Source organism: Motilimonas sp. E26 (assembly GCF_021278025.1).
Classification (GTDB): domain Bacteria; phylum Pseudomonadota; class Gammaproteobacteria; order Enterobacterales; family CBDFNC01; genus Motilimonas.
The window spans coordinates 1-12,571 of sequence record NZ_JAIBHJ010000029.1 but is presented as its reverse complement, the minus strand read 5'-3'; the positions used below and the strand labels follow the sequence as shown (position 1 = coordinate 12,571).

13 protein-coding genes are annotated in these 12,571 nt (G+C 42.1%); 1 reads left to right on the top strand and 12 read right to left on the bottom strand.

What is annotated here, in order from left to right; translation table 11 throughout:
* Positions 1 to 31: 31 nt before the first annotated feature.
* On the bottom strand, positions 32 to 1,024 hold the full coding sequence (locus K1M91_RS18070) for a hypothetical protein (protein ID WP_232803662.1): 993 nt from the start codon (positions 1,022 to 1,024) through the stop codon (positions 32 to 34).
* Positions 1,025 to 1,161: 137 nt separating this feature from the next.
* Between K1M91_RS18070 and coaD the strand changes: the two genes are divergently transcribed.
* Positions 1,162 to 1,671, top strand: a complete 510-nt coding sequence (gene coaD, locus K1M91_RS18065) for a pantetheine-phosphate adenylyltransferase (protein WP_232803661.1) — start codon at positions 1,162 to 1,164, stop codon at positions 1,669 to 1,671.
* Between the two features lie 164 nt (positions 1,672 to 1,835).
* Here the strand turns inward: coaD and mutM are convergent, their stop codons facing one another.
* The 11 genes from mutM to K1M91_RS18010 form a co-directional block, all read right to left on the bottom strand.
* The gene (gene mutM, locus K1M91_RS18060; RefSeq protein ID WP_232803660.1) at positions 1,836 to 2,648 is read right to left on the bottom strand and encodes a bifunctional DNA-formamidopyrimidine glycosylase/DNA-(apurinic or apyrimidinic site) lyase; all 813 of its coding nucleotides are present in this window, start codon (positions 2,646 to 2,648) and stop codon (positions 1,836 to 1,838) included.
* 85 nt (positions 2,649 to 2,733) lie between these two features.
* Positions 2,734 to 3,204 (bottom strand): hypothetical protein, encoded by a 471-nt coding sequence (locus K1M91_RS18055; RefSeq protein ID WP_232803659.1) that lies wholly within the window; start codon positions 3,202 to 3,204, stop codon positions 2,734 to 2,736.
* A gap of 80 nt (positions 3,205 to 3,284) precedes the next feature.
* Complete coding sequence (locus K1M91_RS18050; protein WP_232803658.1) at positions 3,285 to 4,352, bottom strand: chemotaxis response regulator protein-glutamate methylesterase; 1,068 nt, start codon at positions 4,350 to 4,352, stop codon at positions 3,285 to 3,287.
* A 14-nt stretch (positions 4,353 to 4,366) separates the two neighbouring features.
* The gene (locus tag K1M91_RS18045; RefSeq protein ID WP_232803657.1) at positions 4,367 to 4,969 is read right to left on the bottom strand and encodes a chemotaxis protein CheD; all 603 of its coding nucleotides are present in this window, start codon (positions 4,967 to 4,969) and stop codon (positions 4,367 to 4,369) included.
* 1 nt (position 4,970) lies between these two features.
* Positions 4,971 to 5,813, bottom strand: coding sequence for a CheR family methyltransferase (locus K1M91_RS18040; protein WP_232803656.1), 843 nt, complete (start codon positions 5,811 to 5,813; stop codon positions 4,971 to 4,973).
* Positions 5,814 to 5,843: 30 nt separating this feature from the next.
* Positions 5,844 to 6,386, bottom strand: coding sequence for a chemotaxis protein CheW (locus tag K1M91_RS18035; protein WP_232803655.1), 543 nt, complete (start codon positions 6,384 to 6,386; stop codon positions 5,844 to 5,846).
* Positions 6,387 to 6,398: 12 nt separating this feature from the next.
* Positions 6,399 to 8,366 carry a methyl-accepting chemotaxis protein gene (locus tag K1M91_RS18030; RefSeq protein ID WP_232803654.1) on the bottom strand — a complete coding sequence of 656 codons (1,968 nt, stop codon included), beginning with the start codon at positions 8,364 to 8,366 and terminating at the stop codon, positions 6,399 to 6,401.
* Between the two features lie 53 nt (positions 8,367 to 8,419).
* Positions 8,420 to 8,950: a chemotaxis protein CheW gene (locus tag K1M91_RS18025; protein ID WP_232803653.1), complete on the bottom strand. Its 531-nt coding sequence runs from the start codon at positions 8,948 to 8,950 to the stop codon at positions 8,420 to 8,422.
* 14 nt (positions 8,951 to 8,964) lie between these two features.
* The gene (locus K1M91_RS18020; RefSeq protein ID WP_232803652.1) at positions 8,965 to 11,142 is read right to left on the bottom strand and encodes a chemotaxis protein CheA; all 2,178 of its coding nucleotides are present in this window, start codon (positions 11,140 to 11,142) and stop codon (positions 8,965 to 8,967) included.
* A 1-nt stretch (position 11,143) separates the two neighbouring features.
* Positions 11,144 to 11,467 carry an STAS domain-containing protein gene (locus tag K1M91_RS18015; RefSeq protein WP_232803651.1) on the bottom strand — a complete coding sequence of 108 codons (324 nt, stop codon included), beginning with the start codon at positions 11,465 to 11,467 and terminating at the stop codon, positions 11,144 to 11,146.
* 16 nt (positions 11,468 to 11,483) lie between these two features.
* Positions 11,484 to 11,852 carry a response regulator gene (locus K1M91_RS18010; RefSeq protein WP_232803650.1) on the bottom strand — a complete coding sequence of 123 codons (369 nt, stop codon included), beginning with the start codon at positions 11,850 to 11,852 and terminating at the stop codon, positions 11,484 to 11,486.
* Between the last annotated feature and the right edge of the window lie 719 nt (positions 11,853 to 12,571).

The window sequence follows — 12,571 nt, the reverse complement described above, 5'->3', positions numbered from 1 at the left end:
TGCCAAGTAATCGCAAAACGCTTAGATGCAATCAATGGCTAGGTAGCACAACCTCAGCTAACGCAGCAGAGCTTAATGGACTACTTTCAGCACTGATTAATAGGGTTTTATCATTCTTCCATAGTAGCCCTTCCCACTGCGAGTACTCAGGCAACTGATAATATTTGGCATGGCTCAAATCCACTTCGCCGCCCACGACATCAAAAATCCAAATAAAAGCATGGCCAAACAAGCGCTGTTTACTGTAACCCAGCAAAGCTAGCTGTCCCGAAGGCTGGTGATAGTCTACCGCGGTGATCAAGCCTTGCACCGGTAACGTTTGCTGGGCCTTTAGCAACTGGGGCGAAGTCCCAAATTCAGCTTGATATAACTGAGTTTGCTGATCTTGCCAGTTCTTTGAAAACAACCACAACTGATTGTCCACCATAGTAATTGCTTCGCAATCATAGTTATGCTCATAAGCTTCAAGATCGGCAGTTTGCTTCTCTAGCTTAATATTGATGCGATCACTGCTTAAACGCGAACCATTAGGGGCAATATCGATTTCATGCCAAGGTACTTGGTAAATTTGAAAAGTGTCGCGCTTACCACTGTTGTTGCCGCAATCAGCAATATAAAGATAGGCATCATCTTGGGCTAGAGATTCCCAATCACGGTTAACCGCGTCGGTCACTTTAAGCTTGGTTTCAATAAACTGGTTACTTAAATTTAGCTTGTATAAAAAAGCACCATCGCCGCTGTCATTAATGGTCCAAAGCTTGCCATAACGCATTGCTAAACCCGATGTTTCACTCACATCACTAGGTAATGAAGCCAGCACAGTAAACTTCACTTGCTGCTCAGTTAAAGTGCTAATTTGCATATCACCAGAAACGGGAGCGACAGCTTGTATTTCTTGCGTTACCTCTGCTTCATCGTTCCACACTGAAGGTACACTGCAACCACTTAGAAGGGTAAAACTTGAGCATAAAACTAGATTAACCACCAAGTTATAACGAGAAAAGAAACACAGCCTTGTTAACACTTCAACCTTCCTTATTTATTTTAAATCAGTTATACCCTAAGCCAAAACAGCCCTAAGGAGCCTGTTCAGCAAGTGTGGCTTGAGTATATACTAACGCGAATCATAGCCGTTTCAGATGACAACAGGAATATCTCGACATGACAGTACGCGTAATTTATCCAGGCACTTTTGATCCCGTCACTAATGGTCACATAGAACTGATTGAACGTGCCTGTAAAATGTTTGGAACTGTGATCATCAGCATAGCTGCTAGCCCAAGTAAGCAGCCAATGTTTGATTTAGCCGAGCGGGTTGCCTTATTACAACAGGCAACAGAGCATTTAGATAATGTGCAAATTGTTGGCTTTAAGGGCTTACTCGCCGATTTTGCTAAGCAGCATGACGCTCAAGTAATGATCCGTGGCGTACGGGGCAGCAACGATTTTGATTATGAACTGCAATTAGCTAACATGAACCGTAAGCTCAATCCTGATCTTGAAACCGTAATCTTCACGCCAAGCCCTGAAAATAGTGCAATTTCTTCTACCTTGGTAAAAGAAATTGCCAAGCATGGTGGCGATGTAAAAGATCTTGTCCCCGCATCAGTTAAGCAAGCCTTACAAAATAAAATAACCTCAGTTTTGCTTAAGCCTATTACGAATGGATAAAGTATATTTTTACTGCACAATTTAAGTTTTCAGGGATGAAAACACAAAACGTATAGGGACATATTAACCGCGTTTTTGCAGAGGAAATATACTATTTTGCTTATCCAGAACTCGGGTTAAAAATAGTACATAGGGAATCCCACATTATTCGACGTTAGCAAAAGTTAACGCTGACACTGAGTGCAAAATACGGTGCTACGTTGGCCTAAGCGGATCTCTTGTAAGGTGTTACCACAATGTGTACAAGGCAACCCGGCGCGACCATATACCGCCAGTTGTTGCACAAAATAGCCCGGTTTACCATCGGCTTTAGTAAAATCTTTAAGGGTAGTACCGCCTTGAGTAATCGCCTCTGCGAGCACGGTTTTAATATGTTCAGTCAATATTTGATAGCGTGCTTTAGAAATATTACCCGCGGCGCGCTTAGGGTGAATACCACTACGAAATAAGCTTTCATTAGCATAAATATTACCTACACCTACAACATTGGCATTATCCATAATAAACTGCTTCACCGCAGTTTTACGGCCACGTGAACGTTCAAACAGGGTCTCATCGCTAAAGTCGGCGGTTAATGGCTCAGGCCCCAGCTTGGCTAGCAATGGATGTAATTCAGGCTCGCCTTTCACCCATAAGCAAGCGCCAAAACGGCGCGGATCATGTAGCCGCAACAATTGGCCACTGTTTAACACAATATCGATATGATCGTGTTTTTGTACCTCACTGCCAACTGGGAGGACGCGCAAATTGCCCGACATGCCTAAATGTAAAATAATGCTGCCCACTTGCGTGCGCAATAAAATATATTTAGCGCGGCGCTCTACTCGCTCAATCACTTGATCGCAAGCCTCTTGAATCGAGTCTGGCACCGGCCAGCGCATTCTTGGCTCACGAACAATAACTTGCTTAATGGTCGCCCCTGTTAAAAACGGGGCGATGCCTTGACGGCTTACTTCAACTTCGGGTAACTCAGGCATGATAGGCTCTTTGGGTCATAAAACGGCATGGAATAAAGGGTATGATACGTAAACAAGTAAGCGTCGGTTTAGGTTAAGCTTTCACTTATTTCGGCAACAGCTTATGAATATTAAGCTCATCCAGCTGCAATAACTGTGACTGCCAATTACTGATCACTAAGCCACTGTCTAACTGGTAAAGCGTCAAGCTGACCGGCTCGTCCACACCAGCTAACCAAAATTGATAAACTTGACTGTATTGGCTAACAGGCAACTGTCCTTGGGCTAATTCTAGGGTGTTAAGAGGCTCAGACAACCAAGCATTCATCATTGTGTTAAGCTGTTCAGGCGCAAGGCCAATATCAGGGCGGCTCCGCCAACTGCGACCAATACGTTCGATGGTATAATCTGGCCCTTGCATCGTTAAAATCATGCCGTGACTAGGTAATAAAGTGGCTTGCTTAGGAGTGGATATATCTTCGTGAAGCATGCGCTTATGGCTGAAATTAAAGATAAAGATCATACCTAGCACAGCAAAGATTAATACGTTATTCCACGCTTTTTTACTTAATTTCATCATGCCTCCTAAACCTATGTTGCGATCATAATGCAGTCGCACCAAGATGCAAGCACTACCAAGTAGGAGGGCGTCGTTTGTTACTTTATCGCTTTCATTATTAGCTCAGGGATCCGCTGCAAGGGTAACTGTATATCGACACCGCCAAGCTTTACCGCCTCTTTTGGCATGCCATAAACCACGCAGGTTTTTTCATCTTGTGCTGCGGTATAAGCGCCCGCGTCGTGCATTTCTTTTAGCCCTCTGGCGCCATCATCGCCCATACCTGTCATAATAATGCCCACCGCATTAGCGCCAGCTGCCTTTGCGACAGAACGAAATAACACATCAACAGAAGGGCGATGCCGACTAACCAATGGGCCATCTTTCAACTCCACTCGATATTGTGCGCCACTGCGAATTAGCAACATATGTTTGCCACCATTAGCGATTAACACCTGACCGGGAACAACGCGATCATTATGCTCAGCTTCTTTCACATTCATCTGGCACAAAGAATTTAAGCGACCAGCAAAAGCCGCAGTAAAATTCTCAGGCATATGTTGCACCACCACGATACCGGGCGCAGTGCGAGGTAAATTCACTAACACCGCCTCTAACGCTTGTGTTCCACCGGTCGAAGTGCCAATGGCAATCACTTTATCGGTCGTTTCAGACATAGGTTTATTCGCGCAAGGAGCAATAACCGCATCAGCACTCAGCTTAGATGTAACGGGAAGTGCACTAGGGGCTCTGGCCCTGCCACCAACCTTTGCCATCGCAGCGGCCTTGATAGCGTCAATCATCATCGCCCTTTGCTCTTGTAAAAAGCCTTTTAGTCCAGCCTTAGGCTTAGTGATCACGTCAATGGCCCCAGCGGCCAGAGCTTGCATCGTCGCATCAGCTCCTTTGCCCGCAAGGGTTGAACAAATCACCACTGGCGTCGGCCTTTCTGCCATGATTTTTTTCAAAAATGTAATGCCATCCATACGAGGCATTTCAATATCCAGAACAATCACGTCAGGCCACTGACTGGCCATTTTTTTCATCGCAAAAATAGGATCAGAAGCCGCGCCTATGACTTTAATGCCAGCAGCGCCATCTAACTGCTGGGTCAGCACTTGGCGCACGACAGCAGAATCGTCGACGATTAATACGTTAATGGCCAATTGAACTCCATAAATTACCAAAATTTCACATGTTGAATAGCGTGACCACTTTTCAGTTGAGATAGCTCTTTGTTAAAGTAGCGGCGCTCCTCTGCGGCAACTTGTTGCTCGACACTGGTTGCAATCCGTTTCATAAAAACGGAGTAGTCATCGCCGACAAAATGAATCATTCGGCCATGATCGCCGCCTAAATGATGCGCCTGTAGCGGTATTCCTTCGTTAGCTAAAAAGTCCATAATAAACTGGCTATTTGCACTTCCAACGGCAAAAAAACTGTGCCCTGAACAACCAAGATTTATCACATTACCGCCACCAAATACTTTTGCTTGCAATAAACTACGCTGCGCGCCTTTATGCAACATACCATTGATTAATAGCTCCATTGCATGCACACCGTAACGCCCTGCTTGTGATTCCATAATAGGCTGATGGGAGCCACTCTGGCGACTTGCTAATAAGAAGTGATTCATACCAAAAACGCGATTAATGGGATCCCATAAACAAGCGGCAACGCAAGAGCCAAGTAGCGTGGAGATAACATCACGGTTGGCACTGACATAAAATTCTCCGGGGTCAATGACAACACGCTCACCTCCTTGAATTTTATATCTTTTCATATCACTCTTTCTTTCGGTGAATAGAAGGTTTAAGCATGGTTAATTTATCGGTAATACCGTGCAAAGTCTCTGAATGACTAGTAATTAAATAGCCACCGGGTTTAAGCTTTTGAATCAATTTATCAATGACCATTGTTTTAACGGCTTGGTCAAAATAAATCATGACATTACGAACAAATATCACATCAAACAAACCAATATTGGGTAAGGTTTTAGTTAAATTTATTTGCTCAAATTGACAGCAATTCCTTAGCTTACTGTCCACTAAAAAAGTGCCCTCTTGCTCGCGTACCCCACGCAAGCAATACTTGTGTAGAAACTCTTGATTCATGCTGCCCATGCGACTGAGCGGATAAACCCCGCGCCTACAACTTGCAAGCATTTTAGTACTGATATCTGAGCCTAAAACATACCAAGGTTTGCCTGTTAAATATTTCGCCAAAACCATCGCTAAGGTATAAACTTCCTCTCCTGATGAACATGCTGCACTCCAAATTCTAAGCTCATCACCTTGCCACGGCTTAATAAGTTGATCGACTAAAAAGTCAAAGTGCTGGGGCTCACGAAAAAAATACGTTTCATTGGTGGTTAACAAATCCACCATTATTTGAAACTCGTCTGGCGACTGTTTGCTATGGATAAGAGCATAATATTCATCAAAACGCTTTAGCCCATAATGAACCAAGCGTTTAGTTAAACGCGACATCACCAAGTTCTTTTTACCGGGCGCCATAGAAATACCAGCGACCTCATATATCAATGTTTTAAATTGATAAAACTCCTTGTCGGTAATAGGCCGAACTTGGAAAGGATTGCGCTCTGCTATTTCACATGCTTGATTCACGGTCTTTAAATTTTCCTAAGCAATTAATTTTTAAACACAAAAAGAAGACTGAGCCGCGACAATCTGTTCAGATAGCTCCTCAACACACAAAACCTTTTCTTTGTTAAGTAAAATGACAAAATCTTCTTCATAACGACCAATTTGGCTAATAAATTTGCTGTCAATATCCGTACCAAAGTCTGGTGGCTTTTGTCTATTCTGCTCAGGAATAGTTAAAATCTCATTCACCTGCTCAACGAGAATTCCCATCGTTTGCGTCTCATCGTGAAATGCCAAGCTAACCAAAACAATACAGCTCTTTTTGGTTAGCTTAATAATATGAGAGCCTAGTCTTGCTCCTAAATCGACCACAGGAACCACATTACCGCGTAAATTAATGACTCCTCTAATACTATTTTGTGTCATTGGTACCCGAGTCATTGAGCTCACCTCAATGATCTCTTTCACATCTAAAATACCAATGGCCATTAGCTTTCCCAACACTGAGAAGGTCAAGTATTGATAAGCGCCATCCGCCACCCCATCTCCTAAGTAGTGGTCTTGCTTATTTACCGCCATCGCCAATTCATTCATTTTGATAGCCTCTTAAAAGCGCTCAAAGTTCTTTTCGTTAAACGCCAACTCTAAGCCGCCACCCGATGAATTTCTGGGTTTAGTCGCTACTGACTTAGTGGCTGCTGGAGCAGACCAATTATCTTGCCCTTTCCCCGCAGCTTGTGCCGATGACAACTTAAAAAATGCAACAGCTTGCTGCAGTCCATTCGCCTGCGCACTTAACTCCTCCGCCGTAGCTGCTAATTCCTCTGAGGAGGCCGCATTTTGTTGCGTCGCTTTATCCAACTGAGACATCGCGCTATTAATTTGGCCCACGCCTGACGATTGCTCTTCTGACGCTGCTGAAATTTCTTGCACTAAATCTGCTGTTTTACTGATGCTAGGCACAATTTCTTCTAATAAGCGCCCAGCTTCTTCTGCGATAGAAACACTATTTGTTGCTAGTGCGTTGATTTCCTGAGCAGTTACACGACTGTTCTCTGCCAGTTTACGTACTTCAGCCGCCACCACAGTAAAGCCTTTACCATGCTCACCCGCTCTTGCTGCCTCAATCGCGGCATTCAAAGAAAGCAGGTTCGTTTTGTATGCAATATCTTCAATCAAACCAATTTTGTTGGCGATCTCTTTCATGGCGTGCACAGTACGATTAACCGCTTCACCGCCTTTGGTCGCCTCTTCAGCAGCCTTAGTGGCCATACTATCGGTCACACGAGCATTGTCTGTATTTTGCTGCACCGATGCATTGAGCTCTTCTACCGAGGCAGTTGTTTCTTCAACACTGGCTGCTTGCTCGGTCGCTGCTTGGCTAATCGTTTGCGCTGTGGCACTCACCTCTTGAGACGCGCTCACTAAATTGTCGGCATTGCCTCTCACTTGTTGAATAACACCGCTAATATGGTCAACCATATCCATCATGGCTTTATATACACCTGTGGCATTAGCTTGATTATTAAATTTAATATCTAAGTTACCGTCCGCGATTTCACGTGCAATCGCTTCCATATCTCGTGGCTCGCCGCCTAGCGGTTTTTTAATCAACCGAACCAAAAACCAAGATAACAGTATGCTAAATAAGGTCGCTAATACCGACACCCACATAATCAGCGAAATAGTATTTTCATTCTGAGCTTTAACTTGAGGACCTAACGCTTCTTGATCTGCTTGTACCGATAATTTTACTTCTTCTGATGCCTTTGCCACTTTTGGGCCAATTGCATCAAGCTCATTTTTGATAACATTATTACGCGCGATCATTAACTCATTTACTTTGTTTAGTCCTTCTACATAAATATCCCGTTGCTGCATAAATTCTGTAAACAACCTTCTCCGCTCGGGATTTTGTAAATTTTCATCTAATACTTTCGCTCTAGCGATGACATTCTTATCCATCTCTTCTAGCGCTCGATCCATATCAGCTTTACTGGCTGAAGCTAAATATTTAGCTGAATATAACCGACCCAGTAAAACCGATTCTTGGGTGTCTCCTGCATAAAAAGCCGCGTCAGGATCTTGATCTCTATGGGCTGAGTCCATGATAGAACTCATTAACTGCTGCATTGCATTCCCCGACGGCACCAGCGTCGACTTTTCAATTTCTTTTAGCTCAGACATAAGCACAACCGCTTTATCAAACGCTTTGTTGTAATTGCCAATTTCATTGGCAATAAAAGCAACGTTTTCAGCTCGCTCTGGCTTTTTAATTTCACTCTGCGCTTCTTTGGTATATTCCAAAAGTTTTTCGTAGCGCTCTTTAAAAGAAGCAATTGTTTGGTCAGTGTGATTAATAGTGTAATCTTTCGCAAACAAGCGAACCAATAGCATATTAGCTTCCACTCGACTGGCAAGATTAGAATCGATTGCTAACTCGCGATATTCATTAAACCCATTCATAGACTTTTTCAAGCCGATAAATGCAGAGAATGAAACCCCAACCAGTAATAACATTACCAACGCATAGCCTAGGCTTATTTGATAACTTAGCTTTAAGTTTTTGAACATATCTCTCTCCTTTTTAAGAGTTGTTCCAACTAAAAAATCACTTTATTTTGGTCTTAATTAATTTCCATCAAGGATTTAATTTGGCCTGATGACAGTATATTATCGACCTCTAAAATAATGACGAAGACTTCATTTAATTTCCCCATGGCTTGGATATAATCAGCATTATTACTGTCTCCTACTTGAGGTGCCGGCTGAATACTTTTGTGATCAAATTCAACAATTTCTTTAACTGCATCCACTAAAAGGCCAATAGCTTGATTGCCTCCAGATGGAGGGTTAACATCAACTAATACAATACAACTTTTATCACTTAGCTTGCTCATGACTCCTTTCGCCGTTTTTAACGACAAATCAACTACCGGCACAGCCGCCCCTCGCAAATTAATCACACCTCGAATAAATTCTGGCATCCTAGGAATAAACGTTATCTCACTTACTTCAATAATTTCATTTACTGCCAATATATTTACGGCGAGGGTTTCATTAGCCACAGAGAAGGTTAAATACTGGGTAACAGTTTCAATATACTGTTGATGAAATTCTTCATGCTCAATGCCATAGCCGGTAATAAGTTCTGCCATGAGTTATCCCCTACCTAAACCGATTCAAGTGTTTTTACATCAGTTGTTTTAGCACTCGCTAAACCAATTAAACCTTGTACATCTAATATCAATGCGATCTCACCACTACCCAATACAGTGGCCCCACTTACGCCTTTTAACCCTTGAAAAACTTTACCCAGAGGCTTTATAACGGTCTGTAATTCACCAAATAATCGATCGACAACAATACCCGCCTTTGCCCTACCTGCTTTAACGATAACTAAGCTTTCTCGACCGCGATGGCTTTGCTGATAGTTAACGCCAAAAAATTCACTCAACTTTATGTAGGGCATAACTTGACCGCGCAAGTTCACATAATGACTGTTTTTATCGAGGTGCCATTCATCGGTGTTCATTTCCACACATTCCTCAACCATGCTTAATGGAATGACAAAGCGCTCTTGCTCCACCCCAACCATAAAACCTTCTATTATGGCGAGTGTTAAAGGAAGGTGAATCGTCACTAACGTGCCCTTACCCCGCTCGCTATCCACTTCAATCGTTCCACGTAAAGCATCGATATTGCGTTTAACCACATCCATACCTACGCCACGTCCAGAAATATTACTGGCGGTATCTTTAGTGGTCAGCCCTGGTTCAAAAATCAATCTTAATATTTCTCGCTGACTTAATTCCTGCCCAACATTAATCAGCCCTTTTTCTTCGGCTTTTTTACGTATTTTATCGGTGTCTAAACCAGCACCATCATCTGCTATTTGAATAACAATATGACCGGAGTCATGTAATGCATTTAGGCGCAGCACTCCTTTTCTGGGCTTACCTTGCGCCACTCTTTCATCTGGAGTCTCAAAACCATGATCGAGAGAGTTTCTAACTAAGTGTGTAAGGGGGTCGTTAATTTTTTCAACAACTGTTTTATCTAGCTCTGCTTCACCGCCAGTAATAACTAGCTCAACATCTTTATTTAAATCTTTACTGACATCGCGCACGACTCGACGAAAACGTGAAAAGGTTTCACCAATTTGCACCATGCGTAATTGCAAAGCATGATCGCGAATATTTTCCACTAAACCTTCAACACCACTTACTACCTCTTGCACATCTGCGAGATCATGCTTTTCAACTAAAAGCTTTACAGCGGCATTAGAAATAACCAACTCGCCAACAAGGTTAATCAGCTGACCAAGACGATTTGCATCTACTCGAATGTATTGCGTTTCTTGAGCGATCTTTTCTCGTATAATTTCTTGCTTTGCAACTGCCTTTTCGACAACGTCTTTACTAACAACATGTTGCTCGACTAAAATTTCACCTAATGGTTTAATCTCTTTTGTTGTACCATCATTAAGAACGCCGTTTTGGAGCTGCAATGCACTGTTCAACTCTTGCTCTGTTAATGCACCCACTTGGATCAATAACTCACCAAGCTTATTGAGTTCCTCACCTGTTAATTCTTCCAATAATGCCAAATATTTTTCTAGCTCAGAGTGCGGCGGCACAATACGTAGTTCGCAATCATCTAGGGCAAACTCAAAAACTGACTTTATTTCTTCTTTATTGGCCGAGCTTGATAGTGCAATTCTAAAGGAGAGATAGCATGATTCAGGATCCATGTCCTCCCAGCAGGGGAAGTCGTGAGTAAAAGTAATTATCTCAATTATTTCACCCATTCTTTTTAAATAATTAATAAATGATAAAGGGTCAAGCCCATTTCTTAAGGCATCCGGTTTAAAGTCTAATGAAATAACCCAGTGATCCTCTGAAGGACTTCTTTTATCACTGACTTCGATTTTTTCATTAGTATTAGTAACCGTAAGTTCACTTGGCTGCTCTGGAGTTAATTCATTTAATAGCTTTTTCCCCGCTTCTTGAAGCGTTTCAGAAATATCTTCCTGCTCTCCTGAAATAAACTCCACCAAATTAGCGGTGTGATCTTTACACTTTAATAATAGGGCGATGAGATCAGGATCAACTGAACGTAAGCCATTACGAACATTATCCATTACCGATTCAACAGGATGAGTAAAAGCTACGATGGCATCAAAACCAAAAATCCCCGCAGCTCCTTTTATTGTGTGTATGGCTCGAAATACACTATTTAAATGTTCGGCATCATTCGGGACTTGCTCCATTTCGAGCAAAGCATTTTCCATTTGCTCAAGTAGCTCTTCAGATTCTTGGATAAATATCTTTTTAGTATCATCAAGCATATTAAAATTCCTTTGCTGGCAATACGATGGGATCACCAAATAAGGCTTCAAGATTCAGGGTCTCTAATACATCAATCACTTGACGATTATGTTTAATAAATCGCAGTGTTTTTCCTTTTTTCTTTGCTTGTTGATGTAACAAAATCAATATTTGTATACCAGCACTGTCAATATCCGATACACACTCTAATGAAATCTCCAACTCGTCTTGTTTTGATAACACATCTTGCAACTCCTGCTTCATCATTGCCGCGGTATATATAGTTAACTCGTCGTTAATTTCTAAAAAGTGGGCACCGTTATGCTCTTTAGCTTCAATACTCATCGAGTGATCCCCTTGTTTACGGTAAAACTAACTTAGCCACAGCATCTAACATTTGCGGTGGTTGAAATGGCTTAACAACCCATGCTTTTGCTCCTGCTGCACGTCCTTCTGCCATTTTTCCCTGTCCCGCTTCGGTGGTTAGCATAATAACGGGCGTAAACTTATATTTTGGGTGCTGCTTCACTTCTTTCAGGAAAGAAATGCCATCCATATTGGGCATATTGACGTCACTGATAATCAGGTTAATTTTTTGACCTGACATTTTACTTAGCGCGTCTTTACCGTCACAAGCTTGAATAACATCATAGCCAGCACCTTTTAAGGCAATACCAACAACTTGTCGAATTGACACTGAGTCATCAACCACCAAAATGGTTTTAGCCATACAACCTCCTTACACACCTTTTATTAACTAAATTGCCCAAAGGGGTTTATTGAGTCCCTTAGCAACTTCTCCTTCGCACTCAACATTTAAAACATTCACCCAGAATCAGCGTGTTTTATTCTTGGACTGAAGTTCTACATGATTTGGAGATTCAGCTCTGAATACTGTTTTTTAAGTCACTCTTTCCAAATTACTTCACCCTAGTCTAATTTAAGTGAAAAAAAACTAAGGGAAGAAACATCCAAACCGACGCTAAGACTGCATACTCCACGATAAATTAAACGGCTTTGATGCCTACACCCGTCGCGACGACGGCGAGTAAAAATAGAAGCTGCATTACAATTTGAACTCATGAGTGATTCTCATCAGTCAATTTAAAATAACTTTTTTATCGCGTGCATAACAAAGAGTGTAGTAAGGCTGTCACAGTTCTTCATTGTTTTATTGATTAATTCTTGACTTAAGACAAGTGGTTGGTGTTATAAACCAGCTTAGATAATGATAAAAAAAAACAAAAAACAACCATTAATTCATGAGGATAAATAGATCGCAGAAATTACCCCCTCAGCTAGAGACGAGCAAAAAATAGTTCATGGCTCATGCTAAGTCGCAGGAGATCACCCCCAGAAATGTTCTGAGTTTCTAGGGTCTGTTGATCTTTGCTGTATAGATTTTGTTCAGCAGTACATAGGCAGCCACATTATAGCAAACGCCAGTGA